The organism is Glycomyces sp. NPDC021274, assembly GCF_040641195.1.
Taxonomy (GTDB): Bacteria; Actinomycetota; Actinomycetes; order Mycobacteriales; family Micromonosporaceae; genus Glycomyces.
Map to the genome: position 1 here is coordinate 650,419 of NZ_JBFADC010000002.1, position 20,293 is coordinate 670,711.

At 70.6% G+C, this 20,293-nt stretch carries 16 protein-coding genes; 8 read left to right on the top strand and 8 right to left on the bottom strand.

Going from position 1 to position 20,293, the window contains the following annotated elements; translation table 11 throughout:
* Positions 1-547: 547 nt before the first annotated feature.
* Positions 548-1,897 (top strand): glycoside hydrolase family 43 protein, encoded by a 1,350-nt coding sequence (locus AB0I03_RS06860; RefSeq protein WP_360408137.1) that lies wholly within the window; start codon positions 548-550, stop codon positions 1,895-1,897.
* Positions 1,898-1,973: 76 nt separating this feature from the next.
* On the opposite strand, the gene AB0I03_RS06865 is transcribed toward AB0I03_RS06860, so the two are convergent.
* Both AB0I03_RS06865 and AB0I03_RS06870 read right to left on the bottom strand, forming a co-directional pair.
* Positions 1,974-3,284, bottom strand: a complete 1,311-nt coding sequence (locus tag AB0I03_RS06865; RefSeq protein WP_360407626.1) for a ricin-type beta-trefoil lectin domain protein — start codon at positions 3,282-3,284, stop codon at positions 1,974-1,976.
* 256 nt (positions 3,285-3,540) lie between these two features.
* Positions 3,541-4,311 carry a FadR/GntR family transcriptional regulator gene (locus AB0I03_RS06870; protein ID WP_360407629.1) on the bottom strand — a complete coding sequence of 257 codons (771 nt, stop codon included), beginning with the start codon at positions 4,309-4,311 and terminating at the stop codon, positions 3,541-3,543.
* A 139-nt stretch (positions 4,312-4,450) separates the two neighbouring features.
* Between AB0I03_RS06870 and AB0I03_RS06875 the strand changes: the two genes are divergently transcribed.
* The 6 genes from AB0I03_RS06875 to AB0I03_RS06900 all read left to right on the top strand — a co-directional run bounded on the left by AB0I03_RS06875 (position 4,451) and on the right by AB0I03_RS06900 (position 11,816).
* On the top strand, positions 4,451-5,719 hold the full coding sequence (locus AB0I03_RS06875) for an extracellular solute-binding protein (protein WP_360407632.1): 1,269 nt from the start codon (positions 4,451-4,453) through the stop codon (positions 5,717-5,719).
* 68 nt (positions 5,720-5,787) lie between these two features.
* Positions 5,788-6,678 (top strand): sugar ABC transporter permease, encoded by an 891-nt coding sequence (locus AB0I03_RS06880; protein ID WP_360407635.1) that lies wholly within the window; start codon positions 5,788-5,790, stop codon positions 6,676-6,678.
* Positions 6,678-7,505, top strand: a complete 828-nt coding sequence (locus tag AB0I03_RS06885; RefSeq protein WP_360407638.1) for a carbohydrate ABC transporter permease — start codon at positions 6,678-6,680, stop codon at positions 7,503-7,505. The genes AB0I03_RS06880 and AB0I03_RS06885 overlap by 1 nt, the downstream gene beginning before the upstream one ends.
* Before the next feature lies 1 nt (position 7,506).
* Entirely contained in the window at positions 7,507-8,745 is a 1,239-nt protein-coding gene (locus tag AB0I03_RS06890; protein ID WP_360407641.1) for a mandelate racemase/muconate lactonizing enzyme family protein, read from the top strand.
* A 35-nt stretch (positions 8,746-8,780) separates the two neighbouring features.
* Positions 8,781-11,198 carry an RICIN domain-containing protein gene (locus tag AB0I03_RS06895; RefSeq protein WP_360407644.1) on the top strand — a complete coding sequence of 806 codons (2,418 nt, stop codon included), beginning with the start codon at positions 8,781-8,783 and terminating at the stop codon, positions 11,196-11,198.
* Positions 11,199-11,381: 183 nt separating this feature from the next.
* Entirely contained in the window at positions 11,382-11,816 is a 435-nt protein-coding gene (locus AB0I03_RS06900) for an RbsD/FucU family protein (RefSeq protein WP_360407647.1), read from the top strand.
* Positions 11,817-11,857: 41 nt separating this feature from the next.
* Here the strand turns inward: AB0I03_RS06900 and AB0I03_RS06905 are convergent, their stop codons facing one another.
* Complete coding sequence (locus tag AB0I03_RS06905) at positions 11,858-13,420, bottom strand: hypothetical protein (RefSeq protein WP_360407650.1); 1,563 nt, start codon at positions 13,418-13,420, stop codon at positions 11,858-11,860.
* 181 nt (positions 13,421-13,601) lie between these two features.
* On the opposite strand from AB0I03_RS06905, the gene AB0I03_RS06910 reads away from it, so the two are divergent.
* The gene (locus tag AB0I03_RS06910) at positions 13,602-14,276 is read left to right on the top strand and encodes a hypothetical protein (protein WP_360407653.1); all 675 of its coding nucleotides are present in this window, start codon (positions 13,602-13,604) and stop codon (positions 14,274-14,276) included.
* Between the two features lie 150 nt (positions 14,277-14,426).
* Here AB0I03_RS06910 and AB0I03_RS06915 read toward each other — a convergent pair whose 3' ends face one another.
* The 5 genes from AB0I03_RS06915 to AB0I03_RS06935 all read right to left on the bottom strand — a co-directional run bounded on the left by AB0I03_RS06915 (position 14,427) and on the right by AB0I03_RS06935 (position 20,260).
* Positions 14,427-15,518 (bottom strand): hypothetical protein, encoded by a 1,092-nt coding sequence (locus AB0I03_RS06915; protein ID WP_360407656.1) that lies wholly within the window; start codon positions 15,516-15,518, stop codon positions 14,427-14,429.
* Positions 15,508-16,749, bottom strand: coding sequence for a glycosyltransferase (locus AB0I03_RS06920; RefSeq protein ID WP_360407659.1), 1,242 nt, complete (start codon positions 16,747-16,749; stop codon positions 15,508-15,510). The genes AB0I03_RS06915 and AB0I03_RS06920 overlap by 11 nt, the downstream gene beginning before the upstream one ends.
* Before the next feature lie 309 nt (positions 16,750-17,058).
* Positions 17,059-18,384 carry a sugar ABC transporter substrate-binding protein gene (locus AB0I03_RS06925; RefSeq protein WP_360407662.1) on the bottom strand — a complete coding sequence of 442 codons (1,326 nt, stop codon included), beginning with the start codon at positions 18,382-18,384 and terminating at the stop codon, positions 17,059-17,061.
* A gap of 77 nt (positions 18,385-18,461) precedes the next feature.
* Positions 18,462-19,271 (bottom strand): carbohydrate ABC transporter permease, encoded by an 810-nt coding sequence (locus tag AB0I03_RS06930; protein ID WP_360408140.1) that lies wholly within the window; start codon positions 19,269-19,271, stop codon positions 18,462-18,464.
* Positions 19,272-19,372: 101 nt separating this feature from the next.
* On the bottom strand, positions 19,373-20,260 hold the full coding sequence (locus AB0I03_RS06935; protein WP_360407665.1) for a sugar ABC transporter permease: 888 nt from the start codon (positions 20,258-20,260) through the stop codon (positions 19,373-19,375).
* Positions 20,261-20,293 lie beyond the last annotated feature (33 nt).

A 20,293-nucleotide genomic window follows, 5' to 3' on the forward strand; every position in this document is an offset into this window, starting at 1 on the left:
ACCGCTCCGCTCCCTTCCGGCCCTCGACGCCGCTCGCCGCCACGGCGCTCACCGCGCCGCCGCCTTGACTCCGCGCGCCTGCCGGCGCGCTCCGTTCGTCACGTTCACGCTCGCTCCTTCACGACCTCGGCCTTCGTGATCGTTCACGATAGAGACAGGCAATCAGGTTCGTCAATACTTCGCACACCCAAAGATCTGATCTCTTTCATGGGAGCGATCCATTAACCTGCGATATATGCAGATTTATGCAGTGTCATCTGAATTACAGACCTGATTAATCTGATCTTTCGGGCCGAACGGATGAGTTCGGCGGTCGGCGAGCGAGAGCAAGCGCAGGTCAGGTATCGACCTATTTACATATCTAGGCACTATGGATACCCTGACCTGTAGCCCTTGTTTTCGACACTTCCATCGAAACTTTCGAGGGCGTCCGAGATTCCTGCGTGACACCTGTGGCGCGCGAGCGCCGGAGAGGCTTCCCATGAAGACTCCACCCGTGAAGACCCCGAACGCCATCCGGCGGCGGCCGGCCACTATCGCGGCGGCACTGGTCGCCGCCGTCGTCGCGGCCCTGCTGAGCACCGCCGCCGATCCGTCGCCCTCCCCGGCACGGGCCGACAACCCGATCATCCAGACCATCTACACCGCCGACCCCGCGCCGCTGGTCCACAACGGCCGCGTCTACCTCTACACCGGGCACGACGAGGACGGCTCGACCTGGTTCACCATGAAGGAGTGGCGGGTCTGGTCCTCCGACGACATGGTCAACTGGACCGACCACGGCTCGCCGCTCAACCTCGACACGTTCTCCTGGGCGCGCCAGGACGCGTGGGCGGGCCAGGCGATCGAGCGCAACGGCAAGTTCTACTGGTACGTGCCGGTCATCAACGACGCCACCGGCAGGCCCGCCATCGGGGTCGCCGTCGCGGACAGCCCCACCGGTCCGTTCCGGGACGCCCTCGGGCGGCCGCTGGTCCAGAACGGCGAGATCGACCCGTCGGTCTTCATCGACACCGACGGGCAGGCGTACCTGTACTGGGGCAACCCGAACCTCTGGTACGTGAAGCTCAACGCCGACATGATCTCGTACTCCGGCTCCCCGACCAAGATCCCGCTCACCACGCAGGGCTTCGGGACCCGCCCCGGCAGCACGGACCGGCCGACGCTGTACGAGGAGGGGCCGTGGGTGTACAAGCGCGGCTCGCTGTACTACAACGTGTACGCGGCGCAGTGCTGCTCGGAGCACATCGCCTACTCGACCGCGCCGGGGCCGACCGGGCCGTGGACCTACCGCGGGACCGTGATGCCCACGCAGGGCTCGAGCTTCACCAACCACCCCGGGTTGATCGACTACAAGGGAGGGTCGTACTTCTTCTACCACAACGGCGCGCTGCCGGGCGGCGGCGGCTTCACCAGGTCGGTGGCCGTCGAGAAGTTCACGTACAACCCTGACGGGACGATCCCCCAGATCAACATGACGTCGGCCGGGGCGCCGCAGATCGGGACCCTCAACCCCTATGTGCGCCAAGAGGCCGAGACGATCGCCTGGGCCACGGGGGTCGAGACCGAGCGCTCGAGCGCCGGCGGCATGAACGTCGGCTGGATCGAGAACGGGGACTCCATCAAAGTGAAGGGCGCGGCCTTCGGCACCGGTGCGCGCCAGTTCACGGCGCGGGTGGCCTCGGCGACCAGCGGCGGCACGATCGAGCTGCGGGTCGACGGCCCGAACGGCCCGGTCGTGGGCCGGTGCACCGTCTCGGGCACCGGCGGCTGGCAGAACTGGGCGGACGTCTCCTGCCCGGTGAGCGGCGCGACCGGCACCCGCGACCTGTACCTGAAGTTCACCGGCGGCGGCGGTTACCTGTTCAATGTGGACTACTGGCGCTTCACTGTCTAGGGCGCGGCAGAACGGGCCTCCCGCGAGGGAGGCCCGTTCGATCATGCGTGGCGCAGCGCGTGCGCTGCCGGTTGTGCTAGACGAAGGTCCACTTCTGGCCGTTCGAGCCGTTGCAGCTCGAGAGGACCACGCCGGTGCCGTTGGCGGTGCCGCTGTTCGCGGTGGCCAGGCACAGTCCCGACTGGACGCCGGTGACGGTGCCGTCGGCGTTCACGTTCCACTGCTGGTTCGTCCCGCTGTGGCAGTCCCAGATGATGACCCGGGTGCCCGGGGCCGTGCCCGCGCCCTCAGCGTCGAGGCACTTGTTGCCGTAGACGTTCAGCTGCTTGGCCGAGGTGCGGGTCCACTGCTGGTTCGCGCCGGTGTGGCAGTCCCACAGCTGCGTCACGGCGCCGTTCGACGTCGACTGGGCCGACACGTCGAGGCAGCGGTTCGCCGCGTTGTTGCGCACCTGGTCGGTCTCCGTGGGCGTGCTGGAGCCGAACTGGCTGATGAAGGCCCAGACCTCGTTCTTCACCCAGCTGCGGGCGCCGCTCTCGCAGCCGGTGCAGCCGTCGACCGGGCCCTGCTGGTGGCCGCCGTCGAACGCGGCCCACTGCACCGGGAAGCCGGCGCGGCAGGAGTAGGTGGAGGTGATGTGGGTGCCGCTGCCCGAGGCCGGCTCGCGCGGGCTCATCGCCGCGCAGCCGTTGTTGGCCACGAACCGGTCGCGCATCGACCGGGCGTTGGGCATGGAGTCGGTGACGCCCTGGATCCCGAAGTACGCCACGGAGCCGGTGCCGCCGCTGCAGCCGCTGACCGGGCCCGGGACGGCGATGGCGATGACCGCGCGGAACACGTTCGGCCGCGCGCAGGCGAGCGCGTAGCTGATCGCCCCGCCGTAGCTGAAGCCCAGGGAGAACCGCTGCGACTCGTCGACGCAGAGGTCGGCTTCGATCCGGCGGATCATGTCGTCGAAGAAGGTGATGTCGCGGCCGTTGGGGTTGGCCCAGGCATTGTCGAGGCCCTGCGGGGCGACGAAGATCGCCGAACCGCCCGAGAGCGCGTCGAGCCCGTAGTGGGCGTAGACGGCGCCGTCGGAACCGCCGCCGGCGACCTGCTGGGCGGTGCCGCCCCACCAGTGGTTGCCGAAGATCAGCTTGTGCGGCTTGTTGCGGTCGTAGTTCGCGGGGACCTTGAGGATGAAGCTGCGGTTCTGGCCGCTGCTCTGGATGGTGTGGGTGCCACTGTTGAGGGTCGGGGCCTTGCCGCAGCCCGTGCTGGCTGCCGCGGTGACGTCGGCGGCGGTGGCCTGCGGGGCTTCGGCGGCCTGGGCCGTCGCACCCCCGGCCGTCGCCACGACGATCGCGGCCGCGAGGCACGCGAGAGCGGTTCTGAATCTCGACATCGGACGGAACTCCTTGTGTTCAGGCTCGTTCGGAGACCTGCGGGGCGGCATCGCATGAGAGGTCCGTTGCGGAGGGTGCGGCCGGGCACCGTCTGGAATCGCTCCCAGTCGGTGCGGGAATCAGGCCGTGCGGTGCCTTGAATATCGACGATAGTCTATATAAATTGGATCTATGCGGTCAATACCCGGGAGGTTCCAGAAGTTTAAGGCGCTGTGTCCCCTCAGCGGAGAGCGATACATCAGACCTCTCCGCGGTTCAGCGTGCCAAGCGGTCCGGGTCGCCCTGCGTGCCGCGCCGCACCAGCCACGCGTCGGTGATGTGGGCGTACATCGCCTCGGCGGCGCCCTCGGGGTCGCGGGCGGTGATCCGCTCGCAGATGCGGCGGTGGCCGCGGTTCGACTCCTCGCAGCGGGCGCGCTCGGTCCGTCCCATGTAGCTCGAGGTGTTGATGACCTGGCTCTCCAGGGAGCGCACGACGGCGCGCGCGATGCGGTTGCCCGAGGCGCGCATGACCGTGTCGTGGAAGGCCCGGTCGTGCTCGTGGTAGGACTCCGGGTCGTCGACGAGCTGGTCCATGCGTTCGACGAGGTCGCGCATGCGGTCGAGGGCGTCCTGGTCCGCGACCCGGGCGGCCACGTTCGCCATGTCGGACTCGAGGAGGCGCCGGGTGACGACGAGGTCGTCGAGGATGCCGAGGGTCGTGTCGTCGTCGATGGTCGCGGCGAGCACGAGCTCGTCGAGCAGGTTCCAGGAGGTCGAGGGCAGCACGGCGGTGCCCGAGCCCTGGCGGATCTGCACCAGGCCCTTCTCCTGCAGGACCTTCACGGCCTCGCGGACCACGGTGCGGCTCACCGAGAACGTCGCGCACAGGGCGTGTTCGGCGGGGAGCGCGGACCCGGGCGGGTAGTCGCCGCGCACGACGCGGCGCACGAGCTCCTCGGTGACGGCCTTCGCCAGGTTGGCGGGCCGGCGGGCCCAGGCGGGGGGCGCGGGCTCCTGCGCGGCCGGGTGCTGCAATGCCGTCATTCGGTCCTCCGTCCGCCGCGTTCAGGTCGCCGCCCAGTATACGGCATCACTCCATTGACGTAAGACGTCATACAAGTTACGTTTACACGCGACCCTGTGAGCCGGACCCCTCCGGCGCCCCTACAGAGAGTGATCTGCAATGAAGCGACGAGCACTGTGGTCGACCGCTCTGGTAGCGCCCCTCGCGCTCTACGGATGCGGCAGCGCCGCCGGGCCTGACAACGCCGACGGCGGCGAGGGCGGCACCCTCGTGGTGTGGGACTGGAAGTCCGGCGACGCGACCGCCGAGTCCTATATCGAGGAGGCGAAGGCCGACTTCGCCGCCAAGCACCCGGACGTCGAGGTCGAGTTCGTGGCCCAGCCGTTCGACCAGTACTACAACCTGCTGGGCACCGCCATCCAGTCCGGCGAAGGCCCCGACGTGATGCTCTTCAACGGCGGCGGACAGCTGCGCGACCGCACCGACGCCCTGCTCCCGCTCGACGACTACCTCGCCGAGGACATGGACCGCCTGGCCGGCTGGGAGGCGTTCTCCGCCGACGGGCACGTCTACGCCGCGCCCGTCACCTTGCAGGGCCACCCGATCTACTACAACAAGGCGCTGTACGCCGAAGCCGGGCTCGACCCCGAGGCGCCCGCCGCCACCTGGGAGGACTTCCTCGCGGACTGCGAGCAGCTCACCGAGGCCACCGGCGCGGACTGCTTCGCCTTGGGCAACAAGGAGGGCATCGGCATCCAGTTCTTCCTCTCCGGCCTCGGCTCGGGCGTGCTCACCCCCGAGGAGTACGACGCCTGGATCGCGGGCGACCGCGACTGGACCTCCCCCGGCGTGCGACGGATCTTCGAACTGTGGGCCGAGACCGAGCAGGCCGGGCTCAACAACGACGGCGTGAACTCCACCGCGATGTTCAACGACGAGTTCGCGATCTTCAACGCCGGCGACGCCGCCCACGTCATCGGCCTCATGTCCGACGTGGGCCACTGGAAGGACTTCAGCGAGTTCCTCGGCGCCGAGAACGTCGGCGTCATGCCGGCCCCGCTCGTCAACCCCGAAGCCGCCCCGAGCATGCCGTACGACGGCGGCATCGGCTACGGCGTCGCGGAGTGGACCGAGGACCCCGCGCTCGCGGCCGACCTGGTCCGCTCGCTCACCTCGCCCATGGCGCTCGAGGCGTTCTACGCCGACGCGGGGGCCATCGCCGCCGACACCACGATCGACGCCTCCAGCGCCGGTCCGGCCACGGCCGAGATCGTCGACCTGCTCCCCACGGGCAAGCCCGCTCTGCACGTGGCCCTCTCCGCCGAGACCCTCGAACTCATGGGGCGGCTCTCGCAGCAGCTCCTCAGCGGTTCGGTCACTGTGGACGACGCACTCGCCCAGCTCGCCGCGAGCGACCAGGCGGCCTAGGCATGCCGCAGCTCGCCTCGCCGGCCCGGACCAGTCTCCGGGCCGGCGCCCAGTCACCGCGGCGCCGCGTGAGATCCGGGCGCGGCGCCGCGGGCAGGTCCCGGTCCGAACGGCTCGCGCCCTACCTGCTCGTCGCGCCCGCGGCGCTCGTCATCGGCGTGTTCCGGCTCTACCCGCTGGCCCTCGGCGTGAACTTCTCGTTCACCGGCGACGGCGACCGCAACGGGCAGACCGTCGGGCTGGACAACTACACCGCGCTGTTCGCGGACCCGCTGTTCCTGGCGTCCATGCGGAACGTGGGCCTGCTCGTGCTGCTCCTGCCCGTGGCCGTGGCGATCCCAGGGCTCCTCGCCACCTTCATCTACCTGCGGGTGCCGGGCCACCGGGTGTACCGGGGCGTGTACTTCTTCCCCGCGGTCCTCTCCCCGGTCATCATCGGCGCGATCTTCAACCTGCTGCTCGCCTTCGACGGCCCCGCCAACGCGCTCCTCGGCGCCGTCGGACTCGGGCCGGTCGACTGGCTCGGCGACCCGGACATCGCCATGTTCGCCGTGGTCGGCGTGCACATCTGGGCGACGTTCGGGATGGCGCTCGTCGTGTTCCTCGCCGGATTCGCCACTTTGGACCCCTCGTTGATCGACGCGGCCCGCGTCGACGGCGCCTCGCTGCCGCGCGTGGTGCGGCACGTGATCGTCCCCGGACTCTCGCGCACCATCCAGTTCGTCGTCGTCACCACCATGATCGGCATGCTCACCTCGATGTTCGGCCTGCTCTACGTGATGACCGGCGGCGGCCCGGAGGGCTCGACCTACCTGCCCGAGTACTACATCTGGTTCCAGCAGGGCCAGATGGGACGCCCGGCCCTCGCCTCCGCGGCGTCCACAGTGCTCTTCGGAGTGATGCTCGTCGTCGGACTGGCCCAGATCGCCGTCCTGCGCCGCGCCGGGAGGGAGGACTGATGACACCGCTCCGCGCCGGCCGCTGGCTCGCCGCCGTCCCCATGGCCGCCTTGGCGATCGCCACCGTCTACCCGCTCGTGTTCACCGCCAACGTCGCAATGAAGACCCGGCACGAGTACGTGCTCGACCGCTTCGCCCCGGCCACGGGACTGCGCTGGGACGCGTTCACCACCGCCTGGGCCAGCGCCGACATGGGCCGCTACCTCGCCAACTCGGTCCTGGTCGTCACCGGCTCCGTCGCACTCCTCCTGCTCTTCGGGTCCATGGCCGGGTTCGCCCTGAGCCAGTTGCGGTTCCGAGGCTCGCGCCTGCTGTTCCTCGCGGTGCTCTCGGCGCTGTTCATCCCGTTCCAGGTGATCATGGTCCCGCTCGCCCGCACCATGGGCCAGGTCGGGCTCATCGACACCTACCCCGGGCTGATCCTCGCCTACACCGCGCAGTTCCTGCCGTTCACGGTGTTCCTGATGACCAGCTACTACAGCGGCATCCCGCCCGAGATCATCGACGCCGCCCGCATCGACGGCAACTCCGTGTACGGGGTCTACGGCCGGATCATGCTGCCGCTGGGGCGGCCCGCGCTCCTCTCGGTGGGCATCCTCAACGCCCTGTTCTGCTGGAACGACGTGCTCATCGCGCTGCTGCTCATGCCCTCGGCCGAGCACCGCACCCTCATGGTCGGCGTCACCTCGCTGCGCGGCCAGTACTCGGCGGACATCCCCACGTTCGCCGGCGGCGTGCTCATCGCGGCCGTGCCGGTCCTCGTGCTCTACCTCTGCTTCCAGCGCCAGATCACCGCCGGTGTCACCGCCGGCGCCACGAAGGGATGACATGCGGATCACCGGTTACCGCACGCTGACGACCATCCAGGAGTGGGCGCGGCCCGTCGGCGACGCCAACGGCGTCCTCGCCGACGGCGTCACCACCATCCCGCTCGTCCTGGTGGACACCGACGACGGCCTCACCGGCGTCGGCATCGGCTCGCACGTCGAGATCGCGGCCGTGTTCGCCGCGATCGAAGGCGAGGACCCGCGGGGCGTCACCGCGCTGTACGACCGGATGCTGCGGCACACCTTCAAAGCCGGGCACGGCGGGACCGTGTTCGCCACCATCGGCGCGCTCGACACCGCCCTGTGGGACCTCAAGGCCCAGGCCGCCGAGGAACCGCTCTGGCGGTTCCTCGGCGGCCGCGACCGGGTCGTGCCCGCCTACGCGTCCGGGCTCGACATCGGCCTCGGCGACGACGACCTCGCCGCGGCCTACCGCCTGTACGCCGAGCGCGGCCTGCGGGCGGCGAAACTCAAAGGCGGCCTCGACGTCGAGGACGACCGCCGCCGGCTCGCCCTGGTGCGGGAAGTGCTGTCCGACGCCGGGACCGCGCGACCGGGCCTCATGCTCGACGCGAACGAGACGTGGTCGCGCAAGCAGGCCGTGCGCCACGTCGGCGAACTCGAGCGCACCATCGACCTCGCCTGGATCGAGGAACCGGTGCGGCGCTGGGACGCCGAAGGCCTCGCGGCCGTGCACCAAGGCGTGCGCGCCGCCGTCGCCACCGGCGAGAACCTCACCGGGCTGGAGCAGTTCCGGCCGCTCCTCAAAGCGGGCGGCGTCGACATCGTGCAGACCTCCGCGGTCGGCGGCATCACCCACTTCCTCCGCACCGCCGCGCTGGCGCACGCCTTCGACCTGCCGGTGAGCCCGATCGGGAACGTGCCGGTAGGCCTGCTCCACGCTGCCACCGCGATACCGAACCACCTCGTGAGCGAGCTGCAGGACCTGCGCCCGCCCGTCGGCGTCACCGCCGACCTCGACATCGAGGACGGCGCGTTCGTCCTCGGCGACACTCCCGGCCTGGGCGTCCGCGTCCATGAGGGAGCCGTATCCGGACTCGGCCCGAGACCGCGCCACGCGGACCCCGCCGGTCCGGGCGTCCGGCCCGAACGCGCCGGACTGCACCTGCTCGCGACCGCGCCGCAGGACGACACGACCGACCGATCCCCTACTCGCCGCGGGCAGGAGGACCCCGAGGCACCGCCCGCCAGGCGGCGAGTACCCGTCACCGAGCATTGAGACCAGCCTCGCCGAATCATGGAAAGGCACACGCCATGCGGCACTCACCCCCGCTGCGTTCACTCCAGAAACGACTCGCCCTCGCGGCGGCGCTGCTCCTCGCCGTCGCCGGAGCCCTCGCGGGCCTCGGCGCCTCCCCGGCGCAAGCGCAGACCGCGTACGACTTCTACGTCTCCCCCACCGGCAGCGACACCGGCCCGGGCACCTCGAGCCAACCGCTCAAGACCCTGACCGAGGCCCAGAAACGGGCCCGCCAGGCCGCCGGAGCGGGCGACGGCGACGTCTCGGTCAACCTCCTCGCCGGCACCTACCGGCTCACCAGCCCATTGCGGTTCAACGCAAGCGACTCGGGCCGCAACGGCCACACCGTGACCTGGCAGGCCGCCACCGGCGCCCAGCCGGTGGTCACGGGCGCGCAGCCGGTCACCGGCTGGACCCTCGACGACGCCGCCACCGGGATCTACCGGGCCGACGTGGGCACCGGCTTCGACACCAGGCAGCTCTATGTGGACGGCGTCCTCGCCCAGCGGGCGCGCACGAGCATCGCGCCCTCGGACATGACGCTCAACGCCGGCGGGTTCACCCTCAACAACGGCAACTTCGACTACCTCGCGTCGCTGCCCGACAAGCAGCGCATCGAACTCCAGGCGCTGCTCTCCTTCACCAACCGGTTCTCGCCCGTGCAGGCCATCAGCGGCCGCACGGTGACCATGCAGCAGCCCGCGTGGAACAACAACACCTACGGGTACGACGCGATCCAGAACCCGTTCCGCACACCGAAGTTCTTCCTGCTCAACTCCAAGCGCTTCCTCGACCAGGGCGGCGAATGGTACCTCGACACGGCCGCCGGGCGGCTCTACTACAAGCCGCTGTCGGGCCAGAACATGGCGAACGCCAAGGTCGAACTGCCGCGCCTGGAGACGCTCGTCGAAATCGGCGGCACGTACGACGCACCGGTGCGCGCACTCGAGTTCGCCGGGCTCACCTTCACCGGCACCAGCTGGCTGGACCCCGGCTCGAACAACGGGTACGCGAACCAGCAGACCGGCACCTTCATCACCGGCGTCCAGTCCCACCGGCCCGCTGACGCGTTCACCTCGTGCCGCTCCGGCTGCAAGGGCTTCGAGGCCGCCCGCAACGGCTGGGCCCAGGTGCCCGCCGCCGTGCAGGTCTCGGCCGCCGACGGCATCACGTTCACCGGCAACACCTTCAGGAACCTCGGCTCCGTCGACCTCGGCATCGGCAACGACGCCAACGCTCACAGCACCGGAGTCGGCCTCGGCGCCAAGAACATCGAGGTCACCGGCAACACCTTCACCGCGGGCGCCGGCGGCGGCATCGTGGTCGGCGGGGTCCGCCCCGACGCCCACCACCCCGGCGACCCCCGGATGATCAACAGCGACATCCTCATCAGCGACAACAGCATCCACGACACCGCGGTCGAATACCTCGACCAGGTCGCGATCCTCGGCACCTACGCCACCCGGCTCACGATCGCCCACAACTACGTCTCCGACATGCCCTACAGCGGCATCAACGTCGGCTTCGGCTGGGGCGCCAACGACCCCGGCGGCAGCCCCGAGTACCTCAACCGCGGGCTCTACGACTACCAGCCGATCTACCAGACGCCCACGACCTCCCAGAACGTGAACGTCACCGGCAACCACGTGCGCAACGTCGTGGAGACGCTGTTCGACGCCGGGTGCATCTACTCGCTCTCGGCGCATCCGAACAGCTCCATCACCGGGAACTTCTGCGAGAACAGCGGCCAGCTCGGCATGTACTTCGACGAAGGCTCGCGGTACTTCAGCCTGTCCGGCAACGTCTTCCGCAACACCTACGGGCAATGGGCGCACGCCAACAACCAGGCCGGCAACCTCACCGGCAACATGTCCGTCACCGGGAACTACTCCACGAACGCGAGCATCACCGGGCTCGTGGACGGCCAGCGCGGCAACACCGTCAGGAACAACACCACGTTCAACGCCGGCTCGCCCCCGGCCGCGGCCTCGCAGATCATGGCGGCCGCCGGCCCGCGCGACGGCGGGAACCCCGGCGGCACGGGCGCGCTGCGCTCGACCAGCGCGAACCGGTGCCTGGACGTGCCGAACCAGTCCACGACCAACGGCACGCAGCTGCAGATCTGGGACTGCTGGAGCGGCGCGAACCAGCAGTGGACCTACACGGCCGCAGGCGAGTTCACCGTGTACGCGGACGGGAACCGGCGCTGCCTGGACGCGTCCGGCGGCGGTTCGGCGAACGGCACGGCGGCCATCATCTGGTCGTGCCACGGCGGCACGAACCAGCAGTGGCACCGCAACGCGGACGGCACGATCACCAACGCCGGGTCGGGGCTGTGCCTCGACGTCTCCGGTGCGGCGACCGCGAACGGCTCCAAAGTGGTCCTGTGGAGCTGCAACGGCGGCACGAACCAGCGCTGGACGCTGAGTTGATGCCGGCTTGACCGAACTCTGATGGCGCGGCCCGCGCGGGCCGCGCCATCGGCGTTCCGGTCAAACGTCGATCGCCGGTTCCCGGTCCAGGCGGCGACTCCACCTCCGACCGCTCGCATCGATCGGCATTATCTTGGTCAGGGCCGCGGCTCGCGCGGGCCGACCCACCCTGGAGAGGGAAGCATGCTCAGATATCCGCTCATCCACCCGCCGCTCCTCGCGGCGCTCGCCGCGGCCGGCCACGGCTCGCGGATCCTCATCGCCGACGGGCACTTCCCGTGCTCGACGCATGCCAATCCGGCGGCGGCGATGATCCACCTCAACCTGCGCCCGGGCCTGCTCACCGGCGACCAGGTGCTCGAGGCGCTGCTCGACGCGGCGGCGGTCGAGCACGCGGTCGTGATGGCGTCCGAGGGCGCGCCCGTGCCCGCCCATGAGGGCTACCGGTCCGCCCTCGGTGAGGAGGTCCCGTTGGAGGCGGTCGAGCGGTTCGCGTTCTACGACCTGGCGCGCACGACCGACACCGCCGTCGTCATCGCCACCGGCGACCAGCGCCAGTACGCGAACCTGCTGCTCACCATCGGCGTGGTCGGCGTGACACCGCGAAAGGGCGACTGAACGGGAGCAGTGCCGTCCTGAGTGGGCGGCACTGCTTCGGTTCAGTCCATGAGCGGGGTGAACATGTTGCGGAAGTCCTCGTCGGTGTACTCCGAGGCCATGGAGAAGCTGGAGTCGGAGAACGAGATGAAGATGGTGGAGTAGGTGCCGTCGAGGGTGCTCGGGCACGGGTTGCCGATCTCGCGGGTGTACTCCTCGACGACCTCGCCGGTCTGGAGCGCATAGGCCGTGATGGTGAACCGGTGCGCGAAGAAGTACGCCCAGTAGGTGTCCCCGGAGGGCCTGCGGTACTGGCAGGCCTCCTGGAACTCGCCGCCCTCGGCGTCCACGCAGACGACCAGTGCGGTCTCGGCGGCGGTCGTCGCGAGCCAGGACTCCGGGAAGCCGCGCCCGTCCGAGCCCCAGGCGCCGACCAGCTGCATGGGGTGGGGGCCGGCGCCGCCGGCGTCGGGGGCGCCCCGGTAGGCGATCGGGTCGGCGCAGTAGGTGTCCGACGCGAGGACGCCGTCGGCGGCCTCTCCGGCCAGTTCGTGGTCGGGGTAGGCGGTGAGGAACTCGCGGAACAGGGCGGCGCCGGCGGCGCCGCTGGCCTCGGCGGTCTCCTTGGCGCAGTTGAGCAGCCGGACCGGCACCTGGTCTACGGCGGCGGCGACCGGTGCGCTGAGCTCCTTCGCGTCCCATGACTGCGCGGCGAGCCAGTCGTCCACGGTGTAGGCGGTGCAGGGCGGGGCCTCGGTGAGGTCGGCCATGAATCCCTCGACTGTGGACGCCACTGTCTCGGACTGGCCGGGGTGCTGCTCGAGCGTGGTCGAGAGCTGCGCGAAGGCCTCCTCGACGACCTCGAGGTCCGGGTTGGTGTCGAGAAGCGCCGCTTCGAGCAGGAACTGGGCGCGCTTGGGGCCGGCGCCGTCCCAGAGGGCACCGGGGTGGTCGAGGTAGTCCGCGATGGCGGCGGCGGCCTCGGTGGGGGTCTCGTCGAGGCCGGCCAGGAGGAGCTCGCAGGCCTCGCGTTCCTCCTCGCCACGCAGGACGACCGGTCCGAAGGCGACGCGGTGGACCGCGTCGAGCCGGTCGATCGCGGCCGTGGCCTCCTCGCAGTCGCCCGCGGCGTGGGCGGTCTCGGCGTCCTCGGCGATCCACCACGCGTCCACGCGGAACCAGACCGCGGTGAGCAGTACGAGGGCGGCGGCGGTGACGGCGAAGACGCGGGAGCGCCGGCCCGGGTCGGGTTTCGCGGAGCCGAACAGGGCGGTCGCGTCGGCGAGGTCGACGACGCGGTCGGGGCGCGAGCGGCGGGTGAGCCACCAGGCGTGGAGGATCGTGGCCAGGCCCCAGGCCGGCAGGAGGTACCGCCAGAGCGGGTTCCCGGTCTGGACGACGGCGGACCACAGCAGGAACCCGGTCCCGCAGAGCGCGAGGACGGCCAGGACCGGGCGGCGCATGAGCATGTAGCCGAGGCCGAGCATGGTGGCGTTCCCGGCGACCGCGGCCGCCGGGTCGGTCGCGCGGCGCGGCGGCGCGGGACGCGGGGGCGGCGGCGCGAACTGCGGCGGGGCCGGCGGCCCTGCGGGCGGCACGGGCGGCGGGGCGGGTTCGGGGTACATGGCGCTCCTCGGGGCGTCGGGACCACCCCAGTCCAGCACCGATCACTCGGGACCGGTCCCGGCTCATGAGCCGGATCGGCGGTTTCAGTCCCCCGGCCGCGCCCGTCATGGCACGATCCGACCTGGACAGCAAACCGGACATTCCCCGCGCGGGGCGGTCACGAGAGGGAACGGGAGATCCATGAAGGCGAAGAGGGTACTGGCAGTGGGCGCCGTCGCGACGGTCGCGGCGGGAGCGGCGATCGTCATCGGCAGCAGGTTCCGGCAGACCGCGAGCGTGGGCAGGGTCCGCCTGAACAAGTTCGACCGGTGGTTCGACACGCTCGACGTCGACGGGAACGGCTACATCACCGAGGCGAACCTGAACGAGGCCGCCGGCCGCGTCCTCGGCGCGCGCGGCATCCCCGTCGACAGCCCGATGGGCCTGGAGCTGCGCGAGGCGACCGAGCGGCTGTGGAGCGAGTTCATCGCGCCGAAGGCCGACGCCAAGGACGGCCGGGTCGGCCGCAAGGAGCTGCGCGCCGCGCTCGCCGAGCACATGCTCGCCGACCAGTTCGCCGCGGCGGCGAAGCTCGCCTCGATCGCGGACGCGTATTTCGCGATCGCCGACGAGGACGGCGACGGCCTCATCGGCTCCGGCGAGTTCGTGCAGCTGCTGCGGAACTGGAACGGCGTGGACTACCAGGAGAGCCACCGCGTGTTCGAGTACCTCGACGCCGACCACGACAACCGGATCTCGCCCGACGAGTGGCGGAGCGCGATCTTCGGTTTCTTCCTCGGCAGCGAGCGCAACCACCCGACGAACGACCTGATGGGCAAGGTCGGCAGCCCGATTCTGGCTCCGGCCCAGTTCTGAGCGCACGCTGAAGGCCCCGAGTGCGGTGACGCGCTCGGGGCTCGCCGTAAAGGCGGGCAGTCCCCCGCCCTCCCAGGGGGGCGTCCCCGCTTCAATGGTTCCGGCCGGGTCCGACAAGAAAGCGCCTTCAAACCGGGCAGGCCCGCGGATTCACCCGATCGTGTAGTCGCGGTGCGGGCGTTCGATGTCGGCGGCCGCGCCGTGCTCGAACGCGGTCGCGGCGAGGCGGCCCGCGCTGCCGCGCAGCGCCTCCAATGCGGTCATCGGCAGGAAGCGGCGGAACAGGCCCGGGAACGCGGTGGCGAACGCCGCTTCGGCGTGCGGGCCGGGCTCGCGTTCCAGCGGTTCGTCCTGGACCAGGCCGAGTGCGAAGTAGACGGTCCAGTATTCGAAGAGCGCCAGTTCGCTGACCGCCTGCGTGAGCGGGGCGCCCATCGCGGCGAGGTCCGCCCGGAACCGCTCGGCCAGGTCGGCCTTGCGGAAGCCCTCGGGGAGCCGCGTGTCGCCGAACTCCCCGAGCCACGTGTACGCCTCGGGCGACTCGCCGCAGTAGTACCACTCGGCGTGGACCCGCATCCAGGAGGCGTGCGGCAGCCAGACGAGGCCGACGCCGGCGGCGGGAGTGCCGAAGGCGGGCTCGGCCCCGGAATGCGCGACGCAGACGGCGCGCCGCGGGCCCTGGAACCCGTTGGCGGTCAGGCTCAGCAGGTCGTCGTGCTCCAGCAGGTTCGGCACCGTGACGAGATTGTCGATGCCGTTGCGCCGCAGGAAGTCCGCGAGCGCGAGATCGTCGGCGCCGCCCGCGTTCTCGATGGCCGCGAAGGCGAGTGCGGTCTCGCGGGGCATCACGAGCCCCGGGGACGGGGTGTACATGTCGACCGCGCGCGCCCAGCCCCAGCCGCGGCGGGCCGCGACGCGGGCGAGGTTCGCGGTGCGCGAACCCCATTCGCAGAACAGGCTGATCGCCGTCTCCGGCCGGGCGTCGATCGCCCGGTGCACCAGCGCGGCGAAGCCGTCGCAGGGGATCGCGTCGTCCTGGAGCACCAGGTGGTGCGTGGCGTCCTCCCCCACTGCGGCCCAGGCGCGCAGGGCGTTGCCGAGGTTGCCCCGGCCGGGTCCGGTGTCGTCGACGACGACGGCCGGATGGAGTTCCGGCAGCGATGCGGCGAGCCGGCGCGCGTGGTCCTCGCGGGCCGGGTGGGTCATGATCGCCGTGGAGAGGCGTACCGCGTCAGCGCGCACCGGTACCTCCGGCGGTCCGATCCTGAACGCGCGCAATGCCGTGGGCGCGGTGCAGCGCAACCGCGCGCTCGACGGCCTCGAGCATCGCGCCCGCGCCGTCGGCGGCGCGCAGCACGGCGGCGAACGCGTCGAGCGGTCCCCGGTCGGCGGCGAGCGCCGAACGGATCGCGTCGGTGACGGCGTCGGCCGGATCGTCGTCGGCCACCACCGTGCCGAGGCCGAGCCCGGCCGCGCGTGCGGCATTGCCGCGCTGCTCGGCGGAGTGCGGTGTGAACACCAAGGGCGTCGCGCACAGCAGGCCCTCGATCATCGACGAATGTCCACCATGGATAACGGCGGCGGCGCTGCGCGCCATGAGGTCGACCGCGTCGTGCCGGAACGCCGCGATCTCGATCGCGGCGCCGCCCGCCGCGGCCCGCACCTGGTCGGCGAGCGCGTCGCTGCCGGGCCCCTCGGCACCGAGGGTGACGGCGAGGCGCACCCCGAGGCCGCTCGCGGCGGCGACGATCCGCAGCAGGTCCTTGTCCCCCGCGCCCGAGCCGCCGAGGGTGATGTTCAGGATCGGTTCGCGTGCTGCCGCAACCGGCTGTTCCAGCAGTGCCTGCGGTACGAGCGGTCCGATGTGGCGGATCTCGGCGATGAGTCCGGCGATGAGTCCGGCGGTCTCGGCCGGGACGTCGGCGAGCGGGTCCAGCAGCGGCAGGTCGGGTACGAGCACCGCGTCGCCAAGGGGCGCACGGTGTTCGGGCTCGATGCCGATGGCTGCGAGGGTCGCCAGGATCTCCGGGAGCACCGCGTGCATCGGGTGCTTGAAGAGGCGCAGGTTGTGGCAGGTGAAGCTCGGCAGCCCCCGCATCGAGGCCGCGACGGACGCGGTGTTGCGCATGTCGCTGACGACGGCGTCGGGCGCGAACTCGTCGATGGCGCGCAGTTCGTCCCGCAGGCAGGCCTGCACGTAGATGGGGCTGGCGAGCCGCGTGCGGGCGAAGGCGCGGAGGCTTTCCACGTCGTTCATGCCGCGCCAGGCCGGGGCGGGTCCGATCTCGTCGATGCCGATCCATTGCAGCCCAGCGTGGTCGATGAGGTGCCGGGCCTCTTCGTGGGCGGCGACGGCGACGGTGTGCCCGGCGTCGGCGAAGCGCCGGGCGGCCGTGCGCATGCGCGTCACGTGGCCCAGGCTGGAGCGGCTGAAGGCCACGAAGAGCACCCTCAGTGGACGGAACTCGGTCATGTCGCTGCTTTCTCGAGAAGTGCGTTGTCCGTGGCGCGCTGGGGCGCGCGAGGCGGCGACGAGGCTCGCGAACGCGCTCTGGGCCAGTGCCCACCGTGGACCGAGGCGTTCGGTGATGCCGCCGCAACTGCAGCGTACCGAGCGGCACCCAGTCTCCCCGGATCATGCGGCCCCACCGCGATCGTCGGCTCTGGCCGTGCGGGGGCGATGTCGACCGGCACTTCTCGTGGACGGCTGGAGAGCTGCGCGGCCGCGGCCGAGACGATTCGCCGCGGCCGCGCAGCCGCCGTCCAGGTGCCCTGACGAGGGTCAGTTCACCTGGAAGCCTTGGGTCTCGCCGTAGCTCTCCAGTGATGCCTGCCAGGCTTCGAGCCCGGCGTTGAGGTCGCCCTGCTCGGTGTAGGCGGTGCCGACGGTGTCGGGGAAGACGCTGTTGGCGTAGACCTGGAACGGCAGGTACTGGAATCCGGTGGCGACGTTCTCGGAGGCGGCGACGCAGACCTCGTTGATCTGCTGGCCGCCGAAGTAGTCCGGTGCGGTGCCGGTGAACTCGGCCGAGGCGAGTTCGGCGGTGGTGGAGGGGAATCCGCCGTTCTCGAGGAACACGGCGATGCTCTCGGGCGAGCTGTTGAGCCAGCGCAGGAAGGCCGCGGCGAGGGCCGGGTTCGCGGACTGCTTGAGCACGGACTGGGCGCTGCCGCCGTTCTCGGCGGTGGCGGGGGTGCCGTCGTAGCTGGGCACGGGCGCGACGCGCCAGTTCCCGGCGCCTTCGGGCACGGAGCCTTCGAGGATGCCGGGCATCCAGGAGCCGCTGATGAGGCTGGCGACGGTGCCGTTGGAGAGGGCCTTCCACCAGTCGTCGCTCCAGGTGGGGATGGGGGCGAGGAGGCCGGGCTGGAGCATGCGGTTCCACATGTCGGCCCAGCGGCGGGAGCCCTCGTCCTGGAGGTCGATGGCGACGTTCGTGCCGTCCACTGTGTAGGGTCGGCCGCCGGCCTGCCAGATGAGGGGCTGGGCGAAGCCGGGGTCGCCGGCGTCGTTGGTGAGGAACCGGTCGGGGTCGGCGGCGTGGAGGGTTTCGGCGGCGGCGACGTACTCGTCCCAGGTGGCGGGGACGGTGAGGCCGAACTGGTCGAAGATCGCCTGGTTGTAGAGCATGATCATCGGGCCGGAGTCCTGGGGCAGGCCGTAGATTCCGCCGAGGTTGACGGCGGCCCAGGTGGAGGCGGTGTACTGGGGTTCGAGGTCGGCGAAGCCGTACTGGGCGAGGTCCACGAGGGAGTCGGAGAGCGCGAACTGCTGGAGCGCGTAGTACTCGATCTGGGCGACGTCGGGGGCGCCGGAGCCGGCGGCGACGGCGTTCTGGAGGGCGGTGTACTCGTCGGTGGCGGTGCCGGCGTTGACGACGTCGACCTCGACGTTCGGGTACTGGGCCGTGAAGGCCGCGGCCTGGGCTTCGCCGGAGGGGGTCCAGGTCCAGTAGGTGAGCTTGCCGCCCTGTTCGAGGGCGGCGTCGAGGTCTTCGGGCTTGCCGGCGGCGGCGGGTTCGGCGTCGTCGCCGCAGGCGGCGAGTGCGCCGGTGGCGAGGGCTGCGGGGACGGTGCCGATGATGGTGCGGCGCTTGATGGTCGACATGGGTCGGGTTCCTTCACTTCGTTGTGCGGGGGTGCGGAGACTCCCGGGACGGGGTTGGGCGGGCCGGAGGGGTCCGGTCAGCCCTTGACGCTTCCGGCGCTGAGGCCGGACTGCCAGAAGCGCTGCAGGAGGACGAAGACCGCGACGATCGGGACGATCGTGAGGAGCGATCCGGTCAGGACGAGGTTGAAGATCGGTTCGGCGGCGACGCCGGACGCCTGTTCGCTCCACTGGTTGAGGCCGACGGTGAGCGGGTACCAGTTCGGGTCGCTGAGCATGATGAGCGGCAGGAAGTAGTTGTTCCAGGTGGCGACGACCGCGAAGAGGGCCACGGTCACGATGCCGGGGGCGAGGAGTTTGGCGGCGATGGTGAAGAAGATGCGCATCTCGCCGGCGCCGTCGATGCGGGCGGCCTCCAGGAGCTCTTTCGGGACCGATTCGAGGGTGTAGACCCAGATCAGGTAGAGCCCGAAGGGGCTGATGAGCGAGGGGACGATGATCGCCCACGGGGTGTTGGTGAGTTCGAGCCGGCTGAAGAGGAGGAACGTGGGGACGGCGAGGGCCGTGCCGGGCACGGCGATCGCGCCGAGGATGACGGCGAAGTAGGCCTTGCGGCCGGGGAAGGTGTACTTGGCGAGGCCGTACCCGGCGAGGGTGGCGAGGAGGGTCGCGCCTCCGGCGCCGGCGACGACGTACAGCAGGGTGTTGCCGAGCCAGCGCAGGAAGATGCCGTCGTCGTAGGTGAAGGTGCGGGCGATGTTGTCCCACAGGGCGAAGGAGTCGCCGAAGGCGAGTCCGAAGCCGCCGAAGAGGTCGGTCTGGGTCTTGGAGGCGTTGATGAAGAGCCAGGCGAGCGGCACGAGCGCGTAGGCCAGGAACAGTCCCATGAGGAGAGTGAGGGCGAGGGACTTGCGCGGGTTGGCGACCGAGTGGCGCGGCCGGCGCGCCCGGTGGTGGATCGTACGGTGGTTTCGGGTGGCGGTGGACATCAGCGGTCCTCCCTGCGGGTGCCGCGCAACTGGATCGCGTAGGCGATCGCGGCGGTGATGACGCCCATGACGATCGCGATCGTGGCGGAGTAGTTGTACTGCTGGCCCGCGAAGCTGAGGTTGTAGGCGTACATGTTGGGCGTGAAGTAGCTGTTGATGACGTTGTTGGCGAGGGGTTTGAGGACGTTCGGCTCGTTGAACAGCTGGAAGCTGCCGATGATGGAGAAGATCGTGGCGATGACGACGGCGCCGCGCACGGCGGGCAGCTTGATCGCCTTGAGGACCTGGACGCCGCGGGCGCCGTCGATCTCGGCGGCCTCGTACAGCTCGTACGGGACGGTCTTCAGCGCCGAGTAGAAGATGAGCATGTTGTAGCCGACGTACTCCCAGGTGACGATGTTGCCGAGGGAGGCGGTCATCCAGGCGGGGGCGAACGGCCGCAGGTCGGTGCCGAGGAGTTCGTTGAGGTCGGCGGTGAGGCCGAAGTGGTCGCCGTAGATGAAGCCCCACATGAGGACCGCGACGACGGCGGGGACGGCGTAGGGCAGGAAGATCACCAGCCGGAAGAGGCCGGTGGCGTAGAGCCGGGCGCTGTCGATCGCCAGGGCCGCGATGAGCGCGAGGGCGAGCATGATGGGCACCTGGACGAGGAGGAACAGCAGGACGCGCAGGAAGCCGTCCCAGAACTGGGGGTCGGTCAGCGCGGTCCGGTAGTTCTCGAGGCCCACGAACGCGTTGCCGCCGACGAGCCGGTTCTGGAAGAGGCTCAGCCACAGCGCGTACGCGAGCGGGGCGATGAACACGAACACGAAGACCGCGGCGAACGGTCCGGTGAACTGCCAGCCGCGCCAGTCGCGGCGGGGTTTTCGGGGGGCTTGAGGGGGCATCGCGTCGTCGCTCCGTTGCTGTTTCGGGTGAGG